Annotated in this window: 18 protein-coding genes; 4 read left to right on the top strand and 14 right to left on the bottom strand. The window is 53.9% G+C overall.

What is annotated here, in order from left to right:
* Positions 1-47: 47 nt before the first annotated feature.
* Entirely contained in the window at positions 48-1,475 is a 1,428-nt protein-coding gene (aspA, locus tag Q3F21_RS24995; RefSeq protein WP_340258949.1) for an aspartate ammonia-lyase, read from the top strand.
* Between the two features lie 141 nt (positions 1,476-1,616).
* Here aspA and Q3F21_RS24990 read toward each other — a convergent pair whose 3' ends face one another.
* From Q3F21_RS24990 to Q3F21_RS24965, 6 genes are all read right to left on the bottom strand, one after another.
* A complete protein-coding gene (locus tag Q3F21_RS24990; RefSeq protein ID WP_340258947.1) occupies positions 1,617-2,144 on the bottom strand; it encodes a DUF4362 domain-containing protein in 528 nt (175 codons plus the stop codon).
* Between the two features lie 222 nt (positions 2,145-2,366).
* Entirely contained in the window at positions 2,367-4,019 is a 1,653-nt protein-coding gene (locus Q3F21_RS24985; protein ID WP_340258964.1) for a DUF4179 domain-containing protein, read from the bottom strand.
* 5 nt (positions 4,020-4,024) lie between these two features.
* Positions 4,025-4,585: an RNA polymerase sigma factor gene (locus Q3F21_RS24980; RefSeq protein ID WP_340258945.1), complete on the bottom strand. Its 561-nt coding sequence runs from the start codon at positions 4,583-4,585 to the stop codon at positions 4,025-4,027.
* Positions 4,586-4,870: 285 nt separating this feature from the next.
* On the bottom strand, positions 4,871-6,166 hold the full coding sequence (locus Q3F21_RS24975) for an MFS transporter (protein ID WP_340258943.1): 1,296 nt from the start codon (positions 6,164-6,166) through the stop codon (positions 4,871-4,873).
* 126 nt (positions 6,167-6,292) lie between these two features.
* Entirely contained in the window at positions 6,293-6,718 is a 426-nt protein-coding gene (locus Q3F21_RS24970) for a MarR family winged helix-turn-helix transcriptional regulator (RefSeq protein WP_340258941.1), read from the bottom strand.
* Positions 6,719-6,883: 165 nt separating this feature from the next.
* Entirely contained in the window at positions 6,884-7,795 is a 912-nt protein-coding gene (locus Q3F21_RS24965) for an aminotransferase class I/II-fold pyridoxal phosphate-dependent enzyme (RefSeq protein ID WP_340258939.1), read from the bottom strand.
* A 115-nt stretch (positions 7,796-7,910) separates the two neighbouring features.
* Between Q3F21_RS24965 and Q3F21_RS24960 the strand changes: the two genes are divergently transcribed.
* Complete coding sequence (locus Q3F21_RS24960; protein WP_340258937.1) at positions 7,911-8,342, top strand: GNAT family N-acetyltransferase; 432 nt, start codon at positions 7,911-7,913, stop codon at positions 8,340-8,342.
* A 9-nt stretch (positions 8,343-8,351) separates the two neighbouring features.
* Here Q3F21_RS24960 and Q3F21_RS24955 read toward each other — a convergent pair whose 3' ends face one another.
* The 3 genes from Q3F21_RS24955 to Q3F21_RS24945 all read right to left on the bottom strand — a co-directional run bounded on the left by Q3F21_RS24955 (position 8,352) and on the right by Q3F21_RS24945 (position 11,671).
* Positions 8,352-9,614, bottom strand: coding sequence for a sensor histidine kinase (locus Q3F21_RS24955; RefSeq protein WP_340258935.1), 1,263 nt, complete (start codon positions 9,612-9,614; stop codon positions 8,352-8,354).
* Positions 9,607-10,293: a response regulator transcription factor gene (locus tag Q3F21_RS24950; protein ID WP_340258933.1), complete on the bottom strand. Its 687-nt coding sequence runs from the start codon at positions 10,291-10,293 to the stop codon at positions 9,607-9,609. Before Q3F21_RS24950 ends, Q3F21_RS24955 begins: the two co-directional genes overlap by 8 nt.
* 286 nt (positions 10,294-10,579) lie before the next feature.
* The gene (locus Q3F21_RS24945; protein ID WP_340258931.1) at positions 10,580-11,671 is read right to left on the bottom strand and encodes a hypothetical protein; all 1,092 of its coding nucleotides are present in this window, start codon (positions 11,669-11,671) and stop codon (positions 10,580-10,582) included.
* Positions 11,672-11,779: 108 nt separating this feature from the next.
* Between Q3F21_RS24945 and Q3F21_RS24940 the strand changes: the two genes are divergently transcribed.
* A complete protein-coding gene (locus tag Q3F21_RS24940) occupies positions 11,780-12,160 on the top strand; it encodes a hypothetical protein (RefSeq protein ID WP_340258929.1) in 381 nt (126 codons plus the stop codon).
* A 230-nt stretch (positions 12,161-12,390) separates the two neighbouring features.
* Here Q3F21_RS24940 and Q3F21_RS24935 read toward each other — a convergent pair whose 3' ends face one another.
* The 5 genes from Q3F21_RS24935 to Q3F21_RS24915 form a co-directional block, all read right to left on the bottom strand.
* Positions 12,391-12,522 carry a hypothetical protein gene (locus tag Q3F21_RS24935; RefSeq protein ID WP_340258927.1) on the bottom strand — a complete coding sequence of 44 codons (132 nt, stop codon included), beginning with the start codon at positions 12,520-12,522 and terminating at the stop codon, positions 12,391-12,393.
* Between the two features lie 433 nt (positions 12,523-12,955).
* Positions 12,956-13,087 (bottom strand): hypothetical protein, encoded by a 132-nt coding sequence (locus Q3F21_RS24930; RefSeq protein ID WP_340258925.1) that lies wholly within the window; start codon positions 13,085-13,087, stop codon positions 12,956-12,958.
* Between the two features lie 793 nt (positions 13,088-13,880).
* Positions 13,881-14,945 carry a tripartite tricarboxylate transporter substrate binding protein gene (locus tag Q3F21_RS24925; RefSeq protein WP_340258923.1) on the bottom strand — a complete coding sequence of 355 codons (1,065 nt, stop codon included), beginning with the start codon at positions 14,943-14,945 and terminating at the stop codon, positions 13,881-13,883.
* Between the two features lie 26 nt (positions 14,946-14,971).
* A complete protein-coding gene (locus Q3F21_RS24920) occupies positions 14,972-16,489 on the bottom strand; it encodes a tripartite tricarboxylate transporter permease (RefSeq protein ID WP_340258921.1) in 1,518 nt (505 codons plus the stop codon).
* Between the two features lie 13 nt (positions 16,490-16,502).
* Positions 16,503-16,970 (bottom strand): tripartite tricarboxylate transporter TctB family protein, encoded by a 468-nt coding sequence (locus Q3F21_RS24915; protein ID WP_340258919.1) that lies wholly within the window; start codon positions 16,968-16,970, stop codon positions 16,503-16,505.
* A 266-nt stretch (positions 16,971-17,236) separates the two neighbouring features.
* On the opposite strand from Q3F21_RS24915, the gene Q3F21_RS24910 reads away from it, so the two are divergent.
* Positions 17,237-19,834 (top strand): LuxR C-terminal-related transcriptional regulator, encoded by a 2,598-nt coding sequence (locus Q3F21_RS24910; RefSeq protein WP_340258917.1) that lies wholly within the window; start codon positions 17,237-17,239, stop codon positions 19,832-19,834.
* Positions 19,835-20,325: the final 491 nt, after the last annotated feature.

Below are 20,325 nucleotides of genomic sequence, written 5' to 3'. Positions count from 1 at the left end.
AACAACGTTGTTTAACGTCAAAAATATCCTGTAGGAGTTGTATACACATGGATGCGGCAGTAACCAAGCGGGTAGAGAAAGACTTCCTCGGTGAAAAGGAAGTGCCCAAACACGCCTACTACGGCGTGCAAACGCTTCGGGCCCTGGAAAACTTCCCGATTACCGGATACCGAATTCACGAATCGCTGATCAAGGCGATGGCGATGGTGAAAAAAGCGGCAGCACTCGCCAATATGGAAACAGGCCAGCTCAACCGCCGCATCGGGGAAGCGATCGTTCAGGCGGCACAAGAGATTATCGATGGCAGCCTGCATGATCAGTTTATCGTCGATCCGATTCAGGGCGGCGCCGGAACCTCGATCAATATGAATGCCAACGAAGTCATTGCCAACCGTGCATTGGAAATTCTCGGCTTTGAGAAAGGCGACTACTTCCAGGTCAGCCCGAATACGCACGTGAACATGTCCCAGTCAACGAATGACGCTTTCCCGACAGCGATCCACATCGCCGTGCTGATGATGCTGGACCAGCTGCTCGCCACGATGGACAGCCTGCAAGAGTCGTTCTCCCAAAAAGCGAAAGAGTTTGACAGCGTTATCAAAATGGGCAGAACGCATCTGCAGGATGCCGTTCCGATCCGTCTGGGCCAGGAATTCGAAGCGTACCGCAAAGTGCTTTCCCGGGACATCCTGCGGATCTCCGGCTCCCGCCAGCATCTGTACGAAGTAAACATGGGCGCGACTGCCGTAGGAACTGGCTTGAACGCGGAGCCGCGCTACATCGAGAGCGTCGTCAAGCATCTGGCTGCGATCACCAGCCTGCCGATCAAAGGCGCATCCGATCTGGTCGACGCCACGCAAAACACGGATGCCTACACAGAAGTGTCCGCGGCTCTCAAGGTGTGCATGATCAACATGTCCAAAATCGCCAACGACCTGCGCCTGATGGCTTCCGGACCGCGCGCCGGACTCGGGGAAATCTCCCTGCCAGCCCGTCAGCCAGGCTCCTCCATCATGCCGGGGAAAGTCAATCCGGTCATGGCCGAGGTGGTCAATCAGGTGGCGTTCCAGGTGATCGGCAACGACCACACCATCTGCCTCGCTTCCGAAGCGGGACAGCTCGAGCTGAACGTCATGGAGCCGGTGCTCGTCTTTAACCTGCTGCAATCGATCAGCATCATGAACAACGTCTTCCGCGTGTTCAAGGAAAACTGCCTCAACGGTATCCGCGCCAATGAAGAAGTAATGAAGGCTTACGTCGAGAAGAGCGTTGGCGTTATTACCGCCGTCAACCCTCACCTCGGGTACGAAGTAGCGGCACGCATTGCCCGCGAGGCGATTTTGACCGGAAAATCGGTGCGGGAGCTGTGCCTTGAGCACAATGTCCTGACCGAGGAAGAGCTCGATCTGATCCTCGATCCGTACGAGATGACCCATCCGGGAATCGCCGGCGCTTCGCTGTTGTTTAAAGACTAGAGCGAGTGCCGTGTGCAAGCAAATAAGGCGACCTTGTCGATTAGCATATCGCTTAGAAATAGAAAGCCGGCTCCGCCCTTTATCAAGGCTGAGCCGGCTTTTCTGTTGACCTGAACCTCCCCGCAGACTTGCGCATCATCCTCAACCGGACGTTTGTTTAGCCTGAAGGTCGGGGTGAATTTGCAGGATCAGCAGCTTCTCCTTTCCCTCTTCCCGGCTGACCATGTAATTGACGAAGGTTCCATTGTAAAGCTTGCTAAACTGTTCTTCCTTAAAGATTCGATCATACGTTTTCTGTGCGCCGTTTACAGTGACAAGGATGGTTTCTCCATTAAAGGTTAGCTTAGTTTCAATCGCGGCTCCTTCTTTGTCTTCGGTCAGAACCTTTACTTCATCTTTTATTTTTTGACTGACATGATCCATAAACGTATTCAATCTCGGCAAGTTGCGAATTTCCTGCCGGCTCCAATAAATTTCGTTATTGTCTGCGGGGACTTTCTCCGCAACCGCTATTGCGCTCCCACTCGCCGCTTGGCTTTCATCGGCACCGGCGGTTTTACTTGTTGAACTGCTCCCTGTCTGATCTGTCAAGGCTTCACTGAATTGTGAATAGGAATACCCGCCAAGAACGACAATGCTCACCATCAGAACAGCCAATATCTTCCCCATTTCCGTTTCCCTCCTTTTATTAAAGGACGTCATAATCGCTGAAATGTTACAACCGGCAGTCTGGCTCTTCATATACCTTGCAGATGGCGGGGGGTGCTGTGGTTTCGAGAGTAGTTGGCATGCTTTCCTGAAGCAGCCCGGACATAGAGCAAAAAAAGGAAGCCGGTTCCGCCCTAATTACGGGCGGAGCCAGCTTATGTCTGCATATTCCTGATTCTTGCCTTACTGCTTGATCGGTACCTCAAATTGTACATTACGGATCTGCTTTTGCATGATTCCGTAGGAAACTGTGATTTTTTGCGGATCGCCAGTCACTTTGCGAATTTTTAATACGCCGCTGACCGTTACTCGGCCGTCCTCTCCCCAAACTGCGCGATCCTTTTCAAAGGTAATCTCTGTACGCTTTCCGTCTTGACCGACAACGGACCAGTATTCTGCGGCGACGATTCCTTTGGCGAGCTTGGCATCCACCTTGATGCGATAGGTGTAGCTTCCATCGGCTTCTTTTTCCTTTTCCAGTTCTTGGAACGTAAAGGTTCCGCCCAGCAGATCCTTTGCCGTAAACGGTTTGGTCGCAAGCGATGCTGCATCCAGCTCTGCTTTGAAATCGGCAAACTCGTTTAGGTAAATGGCGTACAGTTTAAAGGTGAGCTTTTCGCTGTTATTGAGCGGCTCAAATATATGGGCATTGATCATTTTTTTATCGATACTCAGGTCCTTGTAGCCAAGAAGCTCATCCCAGGCTGCGACTACTTCCTGCTTCTCGTTTATCAATTGGTAGGCCGTTCCGGCCTGGCCAAGCTCGTATCCGATAAATTCGGCAAAAGAGCTCTTTCCGTCTTTCTTTTCCAAGCCAATCTCTTTGACCGTTTTCTCAATCCGCTTACGCGCCTCCTCCGTCAGGCTGGTATCCAGCGTCAGACGGCTTGCGCTTGGCGCGAATTCCATCTTCTTGAGGCTGATCTGCACTCCTTCCGGCGACGTATATGTTTTGTTGATGTCTGCCGTTACGCTTGCTGCCTTCGCTTTCGCCATGTCGACCGGAATTTCCAGATGCCACTTCCCTTTCTTTCCATTCAGCTCTTTGTGTTCCAAAACAATTACCACGTCGTCAGGGAGTGTGATTCCCTTCTCTGCCAGTTGATTCAGGTCATATACGAGCATCATATAATCCCCATTCTTCTCCATGTGGAAATTATCTACACCATCTGGGAAAATGTCTTTCCCTGCCTTGTCGACCAGGCGGAAACCGAGATTGCTTACGTGCGGACCCGTATTTAAATCAAGCTGTTTTCCTGCTTGGTCGACCGCCTCGATAATGACGGCAATCCGCATCGTATCCGCCAGTACCTCTTTTGCCGCAAATGCGATTCCCTGATCGGTCGACTTCTGATCCGGCTTTTGGACAAAGCCTTGATCAACGGCATGGCTCATCCCTTTGTCGCTATCCTCGGATTTAAACAGGCTTTGCACATATTCAGCAAACGTAGGGGAGACAAAAGTACCGAGTGAAATAACGACAGTCAGCCCCGCTACCGCGATCATGCTCTTTTTCATAATATCCAGACTCCTTTTTTTCCAATTGGTATGTTTTTTCTTCATGGGAAAGGACGCTTGATTTCGCATTCCGGTCCTCGGCCGAAGCGACGCGTCCCGCTTCGGTTGAAGAGGCGCTAACTGCTTCATGATGTCGCTTGTAAAAGGATCGGTAGTGGACACTTCTTCCGGCCAATGATCGAAATCGTCCAGTTCTTCCATGTACGATTCCCACTGCTGCCTGCATAAAAGACACTCGCTTAGATGCTGCTCCAGCTGACGACTCTCATGGGGCTTCAACTGGTCATCCAGATAAGACTCCAGCTGCTTCGATTTCATACACTTCAAAACAGGTCCCTCCCTTCCTTGACGGATGGCTGCGGCTGGCTCAGGCTGATTTTCAGCTTTTTTCGTGCCCGATACAGTCGCATTTGCACTGCTTCTACCGTGATTGACAATCGTTCCGCAATCTCCAGATAGCTTAACGACTGGGAGTATCGCAACAGCAAAACGGACCGGTAGTCCTTATCAAGCGCCATCAGCTGCCGAAAAAACAAAGCATGCTGCTCCTTCTCCAAATAGGCCGCTTCCGGCGTAAGAAAACACGCCAGCTCTGTCTCCAGCGAAGCGTTGACCGGGGCCCGCTTGCGCTTTCGCAGCTCGTCGATGCAGCGATTGGAAGCAATCCGAAACAGCCAAGTGGAAAATTTGCATTCCCCCCTGTAATCCGGTAAACAGGTATAGGCTCTCATAAAAATCTCTTGAGCGATATCCTCTGCTTCGGAATGCCCCAGCATCCGTCTCACGAGAGAAAGCACCTTTCCCTTATATTTGTCGATCAGTTGAGCATAGGCTTCCTTGTCACCTTGCAGAACCTGCTCAATGACCGCTTGATCGTCTTGCATGCATTGTCCTCCCATCCAAAAAGGTGCGCTGCGCAGCTTCGCCTTTTTTGAACACACCGTAACGTGTTCCGTAGCGGTCCACGTCAAAGTCCCCGGTGCAAGGAACGGTCATGACCATTTATGTCTGTTCACTGTGTATTGACGCCGAACTTTGAGAATCCTTTCTCACTTATCAAAAAAAAGCCTGGGAAAAATCCCGAGGCTTTTGTATACGCTCCGCAACAGATTGCGTCCTTTTGCTGGGCCGGGAAAAAATCGCCTTCAGTCCCTTTTCTGCTGATTCAATCATGATACCTTTTTCGCTTGCGAAGCGCTCATTCTCATCTTACCCGGCTCCGGCAGCAACAGATTCAACACCGCAGCTCCGCCGAGCAAAACAACTGCAATGTAGAATGATATATGATAGGTTTCCGTCTGGCTAAACAGAAGTCCTGGCAAATAAGCGCCCAGCGCAGAGCCCATCTGGTGGCTAAGAAACAGCCAACCGACAATGAAACCGAGCGACTGCTTGCTGAAGTACTGCGTCGCCAGCATTTGCGTAGGAGCGACCGTCGCAAAGTCGACAAGGCCAAAGGATATGGAAAACAAAAACAAGAGAGACGGATGCGCGACAAATACCATCAGAAGCTCGGGATCGCTGACGAACACGAGCAGCAAAACGATGGTTGCCGCTCTCGCCGCATACAGGAACGCCAGCAATTTTTTATTGCTCCAGCGGTCCGCGACCACCCCCGACAACAGCGTTCCCAGGGTGTTGAAGGCCGCGAGGAGGCTGACGGCCGAGCCGGTTACGACCGCGGAAAAGCCGCACAGCTGGGCGAACGGAATCAGGTGGGTATCCATCAAACCCGTCGTCGTAAAGCCGCAGATAAAAAACGGCAGGATCAGAAACCAGAATTTCCGCGTGCGAAACACGCTTTCCGTCAAATGGCCGCCAGGGGTCTCGTCCGTCTCGTTTTCCGTCCCTTCCGCTTTGGAGCCCCCGATCGGCTCGGTTCCTTTTTCGGAAGGTTGATTCCGGAGCAAAAGCAGCAGGACCGGAAAGACAATGAGAATCAGAAAGGCTCCCAAAACCGCAACAGCCATCTGCCAGTCGTACCAGTGAATCAAAAATAGCGAGGCTGGGACCACGATCATTTGCCCGACGCTGAAGCCGGCTTCCATCAACCCGAAAGCAAGCCCCCGCCGTTCCTGGAACCAGTTTGTCACAACAACGGCGGCTGCCACATTCGACGCTCCGCCTACTCCAAGCGAAGCGACTACGCCGTACAGAAAAAACAGCTGCCAGGGCGCGGTGACAAAGTACGTCAGGGCGATGCTTATCCCGACCAGCAGCGCACTGGCTGACAAAATCATCCGCGCGCCAAAGCGGTCGACCAGCTTGCCCACCACCGGCTGGGACATGCCGTAAACGATGAAGCTCAACGTAGAAATGAGCGAAATCGTGCCCCTGTCGATCGAGAATTCGGTTTCCCACGGCTCGATAAAGGCGCCGAAGGAAAGGCGAACGCCCTGGACAGCCAGCAAAGCCAAAAACGTGACAAACAATACAATCCAAGCATAGTGAATCTGTCTCTTCATCCGCTTCTCCCCACTTGTAAATATGACTCCTTGTCATTCAGGCGATCGACCTTGGAGCAGCCCATTGCCTTTCCGTCAGGCCGGCAGGCCAGTCCGCTCGGCGAACATGCCATGCCAAGCGGCGGCCTACGCTTCTTGCTCCAATCCGAGCCTGGTCAGCATGCTTTTCAACACGGCAATCTCTTCTTCCCGAAAAATGGACATCGCCTCTCGGTTTACCTCGTCGCTGATCTCGTTCAGCGGCTTTTCCAATTCACGTCCACGAGGCGTCAGGTAAATCAGATTCGTCCGGCGGTCGTTCAAAGACGGCCTGCGCTCGATCAAGCCCATCTGCTCCAGCCGATCCAAAAGGCCTGTAATCGTCGCTCCATCCAGGCGAAGCCGGCTGCCCAATTCCACGCCTTTCTGTCCATCCTTCTCCCAAAGCACGTGCAGCAAAACAAACTGCACCGGCGTGACCCCGTAGGCGCTCAAGCGCGCTTTTTCCAGCTGGAAAACCTTCTGGTACGCCTTTCCCAACAAAAAGCCAAAGCAGTCTTCGATTCGCTCCATGATAACCTCCCGTTCATTCCCGAAACTTTTTGAAAAGAATAACATACGCCCATACGATTTGTACACAAAAAGTTTGTATACAAATTATTTATACACAAATAAAAAGCTTGTTCCTTATGGAAACAAGCTGTCGCATGACTGAGCAGTGCCTCTATCTATCCTCTCTCATATCCAGTCGATAACCCTTTCTTGCCGCAGGGCCTGCTTTTGCAAAAGCGCATGTACACCCTCGGCGATCAGGCGGATACCCCTGACAATCTGTGTTTCATCCGTTCGGATAATGCTGAGCCGTATCCCATTCACCCGGGGGAAAGTCCGTAGGAAACACCTCTCGGAGGGGGTAACCAGTATTTTCTGCTGCTTTAACGAATGTACGAGATCGTCCAGCGGAAAGTCCGCAGGAAACGTCACATGCAGGAAAATGCCGCTCTCCGAGACGCTGTAGCCGCAGCTTTCCGGCAAGTAGCGTTCGCATGCCTGGCGCAAAGCCCTCATCCGCTCGTGGTAGATGTGGCGGACATGGGCCGCGTGGCGGTCGTACATGCCGCAGCTCAGATAGATTTCCAAAGCGGCCTGCGACATCGTTGCCGTGCTGGAATCGCAGGAGGCTTTAAACAGCCGAAACGTCTCCAGCAGAGCTTCGGGCAGGACTGCTGTCGCCAGGCGAAGTCCCGGCAGCATGATTTTGGAAAAGCTCTTGAGGTAGACGGTATGCCCGGAGGAGTCGAAGCTATACAGCGGGTCTTCCTTTCGCTTTATCTCCATGTCCGCCAAATAGTCGTCCTCGACGACATAGACGTCATACTTTTCTGCGAGCCGGGCGATCTTTCTCTTCTGCTCTTGCGACAGACTAGTCCCAAGCGGATTGTGATAACGCGGTACCGTATAAAAAAACTTGAGGTTGTTGCTGCGGAAATGGCACTCCAGCTCCTGCATGGCCCGAATCGCCGTATTTTTTCCGCAGGCGTAGCATACAGCCGTCTCCCTGATCGAAGGGAGCTTGCCGCCTGGCTTGATTTGGCCCGTCTGTAATTGGCGTTTGATGGCTGCAACCACCTGTTCATACCTCGTCGACATTCTCTTCCCCCCTGGTCTGTATGGGCACAGATGAGAAAACTCCCCGTTTTCCGTCTATTGTATATCTATTATAGTATGGAAACGAACCAATCCACACCGGCAGGAGAGATACAAAATGGAATGGACGCGCGACAGCTTCCCCTATGCAATTTGCGATCAGAAAGCTTTCATCGAGATCGACACTGTTTTTGCCCTGCTGAAGACCAGCTATTGGGCGAATGAAAGAAGCCGCGAAACCGTTGCTCGAAGCATCGAATCCCCGGCTTCCCTGTGCCTGGGTGTTTATCTGGAAGGACGTCAGGTCGGCTTTTTGCGGGCAGTGACAGACGGGGCCACCTTTACCTGGGTCTGCGATGTCATCATTCACCCGGAGCACCGCGGCAAAGGTCTGGGCAAATGGCTGATGGAGGTGCTGGTCGATCACCCCGCCGTCCGGCACACCAATATGTTGCTGGGTACCCGGGACGCCCACAGTCTTTATGAGCAGTACGGGTTTGAACGTCGGGAAATGATGCGAAGGCCGGCGCACCAGGTTGACAGCCAATAGCCATTCTCGTCAGCTGTGTCTGGCCGGCAGCCAGACGGTAAAGGCGGTCCCTTTGCCTTCCTCGCTCTCTGCGCGGATTCTCCCGCCGTGGGCGTCGACGATCCACTTGGCGATGGACAGTCCCAGTCCCGTTCCGTCCGTTTGGCGGGAGCGCATCTTGTCCGCGCGGAAAAAGCGGTCGAAGACGTACGGAATGTCTTCCTTGGCGATCCCGATCCCGTTGTCTTTCACGATAAGGCTTATGCCCTGCCCCTCCCGTTTGCAGCTCACTGTAATCCTTCCTTGCTCGTTGGAGTATTTGAGCGCGTTGTCGAGCAAAATGACGAGCAGCTGCTGAATCCGCTCTTGGTCCCCGCTCAGCTCCAGCGGATGCTGAATGTCCGTCTCGATCTCGATGCCGCGGACAACAGCCAGCTGCCGGAACGTGTGGACGCTATTTTTGACCAGCTCGTCCATGGCTACCTTCTGCTTTAGGATTTGCAGCTCATTAGAGTCGGAACGGGCCAGGGTCAGGAGATCGCCGACTAGCTTGTTCAGGCGTTTGGTCTCCTGGATGCTGACCATAATGTGCTCGCTCTCCTCCTCAATCGTCCGCTCCGGAGAGCGAAACAGCCTCTCCAGATTAACCAGGATCACGGAAAGCGGCGTCCGCAGCTCATGCGAGGCGTCCGCAATAAACTGCTGCTGCTTTTCCCAGGACAGCTGGATCGGGACAAGCGCCCGCTTGGCCAAAAACAGACCCGCAAACAGCGCGATCAGGATGCCGGCAAGTCCGCCAATCCCGAGCACGTAGAGGAGCGTATCCAGCATCTTCATCTCCGGCTCCAGGTTGTAGATCAGCTGGATGTGGCTGACGCTTCGGATGAAGCCGCGGTCGATGACGCGCTTGTCCGAAGACATCGTATAAACCCGGTACATCTGCCCGCCGACCGTTACATTTTCGATCTCCTTGCGCCGGTCAGCGGGGCGAAACAGGTTCAGCTCATCGTTTTCCAGCGATTCGCCGTAATCCTTGCTGATCAGCCCCCCACGGTCGTCCCACAGCAAAAAGACGATGCGCCTGTCGACATCGGCCAGCCGTTTGCGCTCCGGCTTCAGGAACGGAGGAGGCGCCTGCGCGAACCATTTACCTGATCGGACCAGCTCTCTGTCCACCTGCGAAAACAGGCGGTACTGGATGGAGAAGTAGAGTGCGCTTCCGAGTGCGTTCAAGAGCAGCACAAACACAATCGTATTCAAAATAACCAGGCGAATCCTAGTCTTTTTAAACATTCTCCTTTTGTCCCTTCAAAATGTAGCCGACATTGCGGATCGTCCGGATGTAGTTGTCGCACCTGTGTTCAGCCAGCTTCTTGCGCAAATAGTGCACGTACAGGTCGACGATTCCGTAGTTTGCCTCCGAATCGATCCCCCAAATTCTGTCGAATATTTGATCGCGGGTCAAAATTTGCTCCCGGTTGTGGAGAAAGTACTGCAGCAAATCGTACTCCTTTCCGGTCAGCTTCAACGGATGCTCGCCCACGTAGCCGTCATGTTCATTTGTCTTCAGCGAAATCGGACCGTAGGTTACTTCCCCGTCGGCCGTATACTTTCCGTTCCTTCTCAGCAGCGCTCGCGTACGCGCCAGCAATTCCTCCACGGCAAAAGGCTTGACCAGGTAGTCATCGGCCCCCGCGTCCAGGCCTTCGACCCGCGACTCTACGCTGTCTTTTGCTGTGAGAAGCAGAACCGGCGTCAGCTGTCCCTTTGCCCGCAGCCTTTTCACGAGCGATACGCCATCCAGTCCGGGCATCATGATGTCCAAAATGAGCAAGTCGTAGATGCCGCGCTCGGCAAGCAGCAGCCCTTCGTCTCCCCGCTCGGCCGTGTCCACCTGATAGCCCTCCTCTTGCAGAACGCCGCACACCGCTTCCAGCAACGCGCGTTCATCTTCTACTGCCAGAATCCGCATCGTCACACCTCCTGATGCTTCAGAAAGGTGGCACCCGAAGAATGCCACCCCTCTCCACGTTATCTATTCATTATACTATTCTATTTTTCAATGCCCGCTGTTTTCAGCTTCCACGAAGGCCGGAAGATGTTGGAGAGCTTTTTCAGCCTGCCCGAAAAATCCCTGTCTCTTCCAATTCGATCTTTGGGTCTAATGAAAGCACGTCTTTTTTTGAAAAAGATTTGAAAAAGGCAGGTGATCGATTCACCTGCCCGAAACTGCTCATGTTGTATAGAGAGAAGAACGCTTAGTCTTCTACAACGACTTTCTTCGGCTCGTCGCCCCGTTTGTGATCAAGCTGTTTTTGGATGGATTGTTCCAGATCAGCCTGAAGCTTGTCTGCCTGCTCCTGGGTGATTTTACCCGCCTTGACTGCCTCGGACAGCTGGTTAGCGCGCTGTTTTGTCAAAAGAGCGGCCACTTCATCCGTATCCACTCCCTGCGCTTCGGCGATTTCCGCCAGCGATTTGCCTGCTTTCAGCTCTGTCTGAAGCTCCTCGGCAGTGAGATCGAGCAGCTTCAGCAGCTCTTCGCTTTTGAAGAAACCGAAGACGCGCGGGCCGAAGCCTTTGTCCTGATGCGTGCTTTCCACCATTTTTTGTACGCGCTCAGCCGCGTTTTCACTCATTTTGTCCGCCTGCTGCTGAGTCAGCTTGCCTGCCTTCACGGCCGCAGCCAGCTGCTCCTCCTGCTGTTTGACGATCAGGCTGACGACATCCTCTACGGATACGCCCTGGGCTTTGGCTACATCTGCGAGAGATTTGCCGGCCTTCAGCTCTGTTTCCAGCTCTTCTTGAGAGAGATCAAGCAGCTTCAGCAGCTCTTCGCTTTTGAAGAAGACGAAGCCGCGGGGCCCAAAGCCTTTGTCCTGATGCGTGCTTTCCACCATTTTTTGAATGCGCTCAGCGGCGTTTTCCTTCATCTTATCCGCCTGCTGCTGAGTCAGCTTGCCTACCTTCACAGCCTCAGCCAGCTGCGCTTCCTCCTGCTCCGCGATCAGTTTGACGACATTCTCTACGGACACGCCTTGTTCTTTGGCAACGTCTGCGAGAGATTTGCCGGCCTTCAGCTCTGCTTTCAATTCGTCAGCGGAAAGGTCCAGAAGCTTCAACAGGTCTTCGTTCTGATCCAGCCCTTTTACCTTGAAAAAGCCTTTTCCTTCGCCTCCCTTGAAGCTTTTGATCCATACCATGTTTCCTTTATGTTGATCAGCTTTTTTGACAGCTTCCACAGACGTTGCCTGATCGTTGGTTGCAGCGTATACACCGTTCATCGTTCCTGCACTCAGTACGGCAGCCAGCGCTCCCAGTGCGATTCCCACTTTTGCTTTGTTAAACATAGTCATCCACCCTTCTCGATTTCTTGTCTTGTACCTAGGCACAGCTTTAGTGTAGTCGGGGAAATTTTGATTTGTTTTTGAGAACTGTGGAAAAGTGGGGGAAAAACTGTGGAGGTTTACGGAAAACAGGTGGAACGCAAAAGGACACTCTCGGTTGAGTGCCCTGGAGCGCCCTGCCTTTTTCAGCGGCTGCGGGGAAGAGACGCCTGTCCATCCACTAACAAGGAAGCGGCTGCGGTGGGGAGAAGCCTGTTTCCATTCTACGCTCCGGTCTTCGTCCTGCACGGGAGCGCAGACTGTCCGCTCCGCAGCGACCCCGAGGGAATCGCAAAACGGCGCGCAGCTCCGAAGGGAATTCATAGGTTGCGATTCTGTTCCCTCGGGGTCGCTGCGGAGCTGGGCTGGACTTCGCTAGTCGCTCCGAATGGAAACAGGCTTCTCCGGCGAACCGGAGATGAATCATCGAGCTTTAAAAAGCGTGCGGGATAATCAGGTTGTCTAAGGTTCACGGCAAACCTTATCGCAGGAAGCTGAGAAGGGATTCTTTCGCTATGAAACGTTAGCCCTCTTCGCTAGCAAGAACTCTCTTAACCGCTCGGGCTATGTCCGAACGGTTTTTTCGTTTGATGGAAACCAGCAGCTGTAGAGATGAAAAAGGAGAAAACGGCGAAGGTCTTTGGGACACCTCCCAGGCGGAATGGAAAAAGCAAAACACGCTTTTAGCGTCCAACTCTGAAACGCTTCTCCGAGCCAGCTGCTTTTGGACGCGGTTTTGCTTTTGGAATGCAGCCGGACAGTCCAGCCCCCTCGCAGTGGCCCACCGAACCTGGAGCCGTTTTCTCCTTTTTCATCTCCTCCACCAAAGCCTGTCCATCCACTGACAAGGAAGCGGCTGCGGTGGGGAGAAGCCTGTTTCCATTCTACGCTCCGGTCTTCGTCCTGCACGGGAGCCGAGACTGTCCGCTGGGCTGGACTTCGCTAGTCGCTCCGACTGGAAACAGACTTCTCTGGCGAACCGGAGATGAATCATCGAGCTTTAAAAAGCGTGCGGGATAACTCAGGTTGTCTAAGGTTCACGGCAAACCTTATCCCAGGAAGCTGAGAAGGGATTCTTTCGCTATGAAACGTAAGCCTTCTTTGCTAGCAAGGCTCTCTCAACTGTTCGGGCATAGCCCAAACGTTTTTTTTGGGGGGAACACCAACAGCTGTAGAGATGAAAAAGGAGAAAACGGCGAAGGTCTTTGGGACACCTCCCAGGCGGAATGGAAAAAGCAAAACACGCTTTTAGCGTCCAACTCTGAAACGCTTCTCCGAGCCAGCTGCTTTTGGACGCGGTTTTGCTTTTGGAATGCAGCCGGACAGTCCAGCCCCCATGCAGTGTCCCACCGAACCTGGAGCCGTTTTCTCCTTTTTCATCTCCTCCACCAAAGCCTGTCCATCCACTAACAAGGAAGCGGCTGCGGTGGGGAGAAGCCTGTTTCCATTCTACGCTCCGGTCTTCGTCCTGCACGGGAGCCGAGACTGCCCGCTCCGCAGCGACCCCGAGGGAATCGCAAAACGGCGCGCAGCTACGGAGTGAATTCATAGGTTGCGATTCTGTTCCCTCGGGCTCACTGCGGAGCTGGGCTGGACTTCGCTAGTCGCTCCGAATGGAAACAGGCTTCTCTGGCGAGCAGGACTGCTTCTGCGAGCTTTTAAAAACATGCGGATAACTCAGGGTGTCTTAGGCTCACGGCAAACCTTATCACAGGAAGCTGAGAAGGGATTCTTTCGCTATGAAACGTAAGCCAAGCCCTCTCCGCTAAGCAAGGCTCACTCAACCGTTCGGGCTATTCCAAACGTTTTTTTGGGGGGGGGGAACACCAACAGCTGTAGAGATGAAAAAGGAGAAAACGACGAAGGTCTTTGGGACACTTCCCAGGCTGCATTCCAAAAGCAAAACACGCCTTTAGCGTCCAACTCTGAGACGCTTCCTCGAGCAGGCTGCTTTTGGAATGCAGCCGGACAGTCCAGCCCCCATGCAGTGTCCCACCGAACCTGGAGCCGTTTTCTCCTTTTTCATCTCCTCCACCAGAAGCCTGTCCATCCACTAACAAGAAAGCGGCTGCGGTGAAGAGGAGTCTGTTAGACTGCTTTGCCGTTTTTCCCGAAAACAACGCACAGCCTATGCATTGAAACGGATCAAGCTGCTGTCGCCAGCAGCGTTGATTCATTTTCTGATATTGCTCTTTGTTGCCAGATCAGTGTAATACCGCGTCTCCTTCTCGACATCAGCGGTAAACCGGGCCGAATCCGCGTAGGCTGGCTCCACCTGCAGGTCGTGCAGCTTCTTCACGAAATCGGCGTCGCTGGTCATCTTGGCGACAGCAGTCTCCCACTTCTTGATGACTGCTTCCGGAGTTCCTTTAGGGAAGGACACACCCGTCCACCAGAAAACATTTAAGCCGTCGATGCCTTGCTCCTTTGCGGTGGGAACATCGGGTAGAAATGGACTTCTCTCCGTACCGCCGACGGCGAGAATCTTCACTTTCTTCGCTTGCAGCATGGGATTGATTTCTCCGATCGTATGGATAGCCACGACAGCGTGGCCGCCCGCTACCTTTGGTACAGAGTCGGACGCCCCTTTTGTCACGATCATGCGCGTCTTGGAAAAGTCCGCCTTGATTGTATCAAGCCATTGGGCTGCGGCAAAGGCGGAAAAGCCTGCTGGACCCACTGATGTCCAGGTCAATTGATCGGGATGTTCCTTCGCCCATTGGGAGAAGGAATGAAAATCGTTCCATGGGGCATCTTCCTTCACCGCAAAGGCCATCGTCCCTTTCCCGATACGAGCGGTATAGATTTGGTCCTCGCTGGTGATCAGGGCGCGCTTCATCCCGGCAGTCAGCATCGTCGTGTTGGAAACATTGACGGCCAACACGGTATAGCCGTCCGGCTTTGCCTGTTTCAACGCGTATTCCGCTCCTACTGTTCCGCCGCCGCCCGGCTTGTTGACCACGACGATCGGCTGGCCCCACTCCCTGCTCAAGTAATCGGCAGCGGCGCGGGCCACCAGGTCTACCCCGCCGCCTGCCGAATAAGGGACGATGTATTCCACCTGTCTCGTCGGGTAGGCCGTTTCCGTCTGGCCAGCTGATTGTTCGGCGGCTGAGGACTGGAGAGTGGCCGGGGGCGAGGCTGCGGGCTGCTGAGCCTTCCCGGCGCCGCAAGCCGCTGTGGCAACTGCGATCAAGAGGGAAAAAGCGACGCGAAACCAAATGTGGGCTGTTTTCAAACAAGATTCCTCCCGTACATGTGTATCTAGCTGACGTCTATTCCCCGCTCCCGCTCTTCCCGCACCCTTTTTTGCGTCCGCCGATTCAGCAAGAGAGAAATGACGAGCAAACCTGCCGCCGCAAACAGGATCACCGATGAGATCGGGCGCTGAAGGACAATCGCCAGCCCTTGCTCTGACATGGCCGTCGTCTGAATGAGGGACTCCTCCAGGAGCGGTCCGAGGATAAAGCAGAGCACGAGCGGGACCACAGGCCATTTATATTTGGAAAACAAGTACCCGAGCCCGCCGAAAAGAAAGGCGACAAAGACGTCAAACATGCTGTTTCTGACCGAATAAGCCCCGATGGTGCAAAAGATCAAAATGATCGGAGCCATAATTCCATACGGCACTCTCGTCAATTTGACCCATAGCCAGACCATGGGCAAATTGAGCACGAGGAGCATTGCATTTCCGATGAACATGGAGGCGATCACGGCCCAGACGAAGCCGGAGTTTTGCTCAAACAGCACTGGTCCCGGCGTGAGACCGTAAATCATCAACCCCGCCAACAGAATGGCGAGCGGCGGTGAAGAAGGGATCCCCAGCGAGAACAGGGGAATAAAACCGGCACTGCTCGTCGCGTTGTTTGCCGCTTCCGGCGCCGCTACCCCCTCCATCGCCCCATGGCCAAACCGTTCCGGATGTTTCGATACCTTTTTTTCCAGATCATAGGCGAGAAATGACGTAATGGCGGCTGAGCATCCCGGCAGAAGCCCGAGGAAAAAGCCCACGAGTCCTCCCCGCACCATCGGTTTCGCGCTTTCCCGCAGATCGGCCTTGGACGGGTAAACGCTCCCCGGTTTGCCGATCACGGTCGTCACCCGCTTTTCCTCGATTCCCTTCAATACTTCCGTGATCGCAAACAGCCCGATGATGATGCTGATCATATCGAGGCCGCCGACCAGCTTCGCGCTTCCGTAGTCAAACCGGGGAACTCCCGTGGAAGGACCCAGCCCGATCAGTGACAACGCGTAGCCGAACGCACCCATCATAAACGCCTTGAGAAAGGAACCTCCGGAGAGGCTGACCATCAATGTCAACGCCAGCACCATCAAGGCCAGGTATTCGGGCGGACCAAACTTGAGCGCTTGATCCGCCAGTACGGGAGCGAAAAAGGCGAGCCCGATCACGCCCATGGTTCCGGCCACAAACGAACCGATCGCCGAGATGCCCAGCGCCGGTCCGCCTTTCCCCTGCTTCGCCAGGGGGTACCCGTCCAGACAGGTCGGCACAGACGAAAGCTCTCCGGGAATGTTCAGCAAAATCGCTGTTGTGGAGCCTCCGTACATTGCTCCGTAGTAGATGCCGGCCAGCATGATGATTCCCTGTGTAGGTTCGAGAACAGCCGTCACCGGAAGCAGGATGGCGATGGCCGATGTAGGCCCCAGTCCCGGCAGCACGCCCACGAAAGTGCCCACCAGGGCTCCGATGGCAGCCATCAGCACATTTTCCAGCGTCAAGGCCTCCGCAAAGCCGGAAAGCAGAAGATGCAAGGTATCCATAAGCAGCAACCTTTCAAAAGAAGAATCCGGTCGGAAACGCAATCTTCAGCCAAACGATGAAAACCGCGTACAAGCACCCCGTCAGGACAATTGCCATCGCGATGGAGCTGCTCCACTTGTACGAGCCGATGATGCGGAACAGGGCAATAGACGCCAGAAAGGTCGCCAGCACATAGCCCAGCAAGTCAATTGCCAGCCCGTATCCAAGCAGCACAAGAAGACAGGGGAGCACGCTCTTTCGCTGGAAGCCTCCCTCTGCATCGGTCTTCCTCTCTTCTTTTTTGTCTCGAAAGGAATGAAACAGCAATCCCGCCCCAAGCACAATGAGCAATATCCCCAGGACAGCAGGCAGCGTGTGGTCCCCGACATACGTCGAAGGGGAATACGCTTGCAGGCGGCAGGCCTCCAGGCTGACGGCGATTCCGATCGCGATGGATAGCAAGGCCCCAAGGAAGTCAGGCATGTTATACGGAAGTCTCACATCATCACCTCAGCTTCTGAACCATACAACAGCCTATGGCACAGACGCCCATAGTGTTACGTCAGCAAAACGAAAACCCGCCATTGTATGGCGAACTGGCGAATTTGCCAGGAGCCCATCAGGTTTGCTTGCGGACATCCTGTACCGGATTTTGACCGGAATGTTTTTCTTTTTGCCCAGGGAAGATGGGCTATAATGGGAATAACCGAAATACTCGGGGTTTTCGTCCATGTTGACGCTTGGAAAAACATTTGCATGGAGGGAACATGCTTAATCCTGCCGATGTGCTGTTAAAAACAAAGATCAACCTGCCTGTTTACAAGGATAAAGCCGTGAACAGAGAACACTTGCTGGAGATGCTCCATGCCGGTCAAAAATGCCGCCTGACATCCATCTGCGCTCCCGCCGGTTTTGGCAAAACAACGCTTTTGGGACAGTGGCTTTTCACTCAACATGTCCGCGCGGCATGGGTATCCCTTGATGAAAAAGACAATGACCTCAGCAGATTTTGGCGATACGTGGTCTTCTCGCTCTCCACTGTCTGTTGCTCGCAACTGACCGAGCGCATGACTCCCTTGCTCGATTCGTCTTCGACCGGCTCTGTCTATACAATGATTGACGCCATGATCAACGAGCTTGACTCGCTGCCGCATGACGCCAGTCTGATTCTGGACGATTTGCATGTGATCGCCAATCGGCAAATCCATGATAGTCTCGCGTATTTCATTGAATACCTGCCTGGCAACATCCATCTGTACCTGTCCAGCCGCGCTGCCCTGCCTTTTTCCACGGCAAAGTGGAAACTTCGCGGCGAATACAACGAGCTTGACGCGCCCAGTCTCCTCTTCAACTCAGAAGAAGCTGATCATTTTTACAAAGATACAGCGCAGTTGTCCCTCTCTCCCAGCGAGCTGGAAAAATTGCTCGGTTTTACCGAAGGCTGGGTGGCCGGGCTGCAGCTGTTCGCCATATCGCTCAAGACCAGCTCCAACTCCGATCGCCTGCTGCAGCGACTATCGGGGTGCGACCGAAACATCTCCGAGTACTTGCTGCACGAGGTCATCTCCGGGCTCCCGGAGGACATTCACGACTTTTTGCTGAAAACCTCTGTTCTTCAGCGGCTGGACTACCAAAGCTGCAATGCTGTGCTGCAAAGGACTGACAGCCATGCCATGCTGGAGAGCATTGTTAAAATGAGCCTGTTTATTCTCCCGCTGAACGAAGAGCGCAGCTGGTATCGGTATCACCATTTGTTTTCGGAATTTCTCCAAAGCGAACTGCTCATCAAGCATCCGCAGACATGGAGCGATCTTCACCGGAGGGCAAGCTCGCATTTTGCCGAACGCGCTATGATGGACGAGGCGATCGAGCACGCCTTGCTCGCCAAGGACTATGCGCTGGCGGTCACGTGGCTGGAGAAGCATATCGTCACAGTGCTGAGGCGAGGCGAATTTTCCACCCTGTATCGCTGGTTCGAAGCGTTTCCCGACCCCGTCAGGACGCTTTCCCCTGTCCTGTCTCTGCTCTACGCCTTCACCTTGAATGTCATCGGGCAATTCGACCGCGTCGATCCGTTGCTGGCCGATTTGGAACAGAGCGTAAAGGATGTCACAGCAGAGCAGCGGCAGGAAATTCTGAGCGGCATCTTTTTTGTCAAAGCCAATCTCGTGTTCTCCACGCGGCGCTTTGAGGAATGGTTCGCCCATGCCGATCTCATCTACGACGTCTTGCCGGAAAGTCCGCTTTTTTACAATCTGAATTTCAATACGAGCGAACCGCTGATCAGGCGCACATCATTTGGCCTCAAGGGTCTTCTCTCCCCGCAAACAAAAAAAGTGGGAACGCGATTCGTCGACATTCTCCAGTCTCATGGCTGGCAGGATTCCCTGATCAATCTGTATGTCGTCCAGGCTCTCGCCGAAGGGTACTACGAATGGGACCAGCAGGAGGACAGCGCTGCGCTCCTGAAACAGGTGGAACGGACCGCTTCTCAAAAGCAGGTAGGCGGATTGCTCGTCCCCAATCGGATTACGCTGGCCCGCTTGCGGATTGTGAAAGGCGAATTCGAGTCGGCGAAGGAAGCGATCGACGAAGCGATTGCCACGGTGAGAGACTGGGCGGAATATCACTGGCTCCAGCCTCTGTACGCTTTTCGGGCGCGGATCGATCTGTTGGAAGGAAATCTATCGGGAGCGGAGCGCATCATGCAGTTGCTTCAGCTGTCCGCACAGGATAAACCGACGTTGGATAAAGAGCTGGAGTATCTGACTCTGGTTCGCCTGCTGGAGGAAAAAGGGAACACTGCCGATGCGCTGCGCATTTTGGAAACCCTTAAGCCTTTGGGCAAGCGCGAAGGCTGCCTGTTGAGCATGGTGGAAATCCCGGTTCTCCAGGCGCTGGTCCATCATAAGCTGGGGCACCGCCTGCAAGCTTTCGCCCACCTGCATGAAGCGCTGATTCTCGGGGAGCAAAACGGCTATATCCGAAGCTTTCTGGACGAAGGAGAAAGAATGGCCCGCTTGCTGCGGGATTACGGGAAACAGCGGAGAATCGTAGCGAATCGTCAGGAGTGGGAGGGGGTCTCCTGGGATTATGTAAACAATCTGCTTGATCGGTTCGCCACCGGGAAACCGCAAGCTGGCAGCCTTCAAGCCCCCGGGTTCCCGGAGCCGCTGACCCAGCGGGAGATCGTCATTCTCGGACTGGTGGGACAGGGGGCAACGAATCAACAAATCGCGGCAGAGCTTGATTTAACCGTGGGGACGGTGAAGGTATATTTGAATCGCATTTACGGAAAGCTGGGGGTTTCTTCCCGTACGCAGGCTTTGCTGAAAGCGCAGGATTTGGGGTTGATTGTTTCTTAGCCGGCGTTTGCTTTTTGACTTGTATGGCGGTTCGTTTGCTGAAAATGTTAGCCAGACTGGGATGACTTGAAAGCGGCTGCGGTGGAGAGAAGCCTGTTTCCATTCTACGCTCCGGTCTTCGTCCTGCACGGAAGCGGGGACTGTCCGCTCCGCAATGATCCCGAGGGAATCGCAAAACGGTGCGCAGCTACGGAGTGAATTCATAGGTTGCGATTCTGTTTCCTCGGGATCACTGCTCCGCTGGGTGGGACTTCGCTAGTCGCTCCGAATGGAAACAGGCTTCTCTGGCGAGCAGGATTGCTTCTCCGAGCTTTGAAAGCATCCGGGAGGTTTCAGGTTGTCTAAAGAATCAAGGCAAGCTGATAGGGGGGTCCTTCACTAATAAAAAAAGGCCCTCTTCTCAAGCAAGACTCTCTCAAACCGTTTGGGCGCATGTCCAAACGGTTTTTTGATGGAAACCAGCAGCTGTAGAGATGAAAAAGGAGAAAACG

Source organism: Brevibacillus borstelensis (assembly GCF_037834415.1).
Taxonomy (GTDB): Bacteria; Bacillota; Bacilli; order Brevibacillales; family Brevibacillaceae; genus Brevibacillus; species Brevibacillus borstelensis_A.
Note: the sequence above shows the minus strand (reverse complement) of the source record. Positions and strands in the feature narration are given on the sequence as shown.

Coding starts and splice junctions, on each gene's coding strand:
- Q3F21_RS24935 (WP_340258927.1), bottom strand. CDS start 12,522: ATGAAAAAGGAGAAAACGGCTCCAGGTTCGGTGGGCCACTGCGAGGGG.
- Q3F21_RS24955 (WP_340258935.1), bottom strand. CDS start 9,614: ATGTTTAAAAAGACTAGGATTCGCCTGGTTATTTTGAATACGATTGTG.
- Q3F21_RS24945 (WP_340258931.1), bottom strand. CDS start 11,671: ATGTTTAACAAAGCAAAAGTGGGAATCGCACTGGGAGCGCTGGCTGCC.
- Q3F21_RS24920 (WP_340258921.1), bottom strand. CDS start 16,489: ATGGATACCTTGCATCTTCTGCTTTCCGGCTTTGCGGAGGCCTTGACG.
- Q3F21_RS24930 (WP_340258925.1), bottom strand. CDS start 13,087: ATGAAAAAGGAGAAAACGGCTCCAGGTTCGGTGGGACACTGCATGGGG.
- Q3F21_RS24965 (WP_340258939.1), bottom strand. CDS start 7,795: ATGTCGACGAGGTATGAACAGGTGGTTGCAGCCATCAAACGCCAATTA.
- Q3F21_RS24985 (WP_340258964.1), bottom strand. CDS start 4,019: ATGAAATCGAAGCAGCTGGAGTCTTATCTGGATGACCAGTTGAAGCCC.
- Q3F21_RS24910 (WP_340258917.1), top strand. CDS start 17,237: ATGCTTAATCCTGCCGATGTGCTGTTAAAAACAAAGATCAACCTGCCT.
- Q3F21_RS24980 (WP_340258945.1), bottom strand. CDS start 4,585: ATGCAAGACGATCAAGCGGTCATTGAGCAGGTTCTGCAAGGTGACAAG.
- Q3F21_RS24970 (WP_340258941.1), bottom strand. CDS start 6,718: ATGGAGCGAATCGAAGACTGCTTTGGCTTTTTGTTGGGAAAGGCGTAC.
- Q3F21_RS24950 (WP_340258933.1), bottom strand. CDS start 10,293: ATGCGGATTCTGGCAGTAGAAGATGAACGCGCGTTGCTGGAAGCGGTG.
- Q3F21_RS24975 (WP_340258943.1), bottom strand. CDS start 6,166: ATGAAGAGACAGATTCACTATGCTTGGATTGTATTGTTTGTCACGTTT.
- aspA (WP_340258949.1), top strand. CDS start 48: ATGGATGCGGCAGTAACCAAGCGGGTAGAGAAAGACTTCCTCGGTGAA.
- Q3F21_RS24990 (WP_340258947.1), bottom strand. CDS start 2,144: ATGGGGAAGATATTGGCTGTTCTGATGGTGAGCATTGTCGTTCTTGGC.
- Q3F21_RS24960 (WP_340258937.1), top strand. CDS start 7,911: ATGGAATGGACGCGCGACAGCTTCCCCTATGCAATTTGCGATCAGAAA.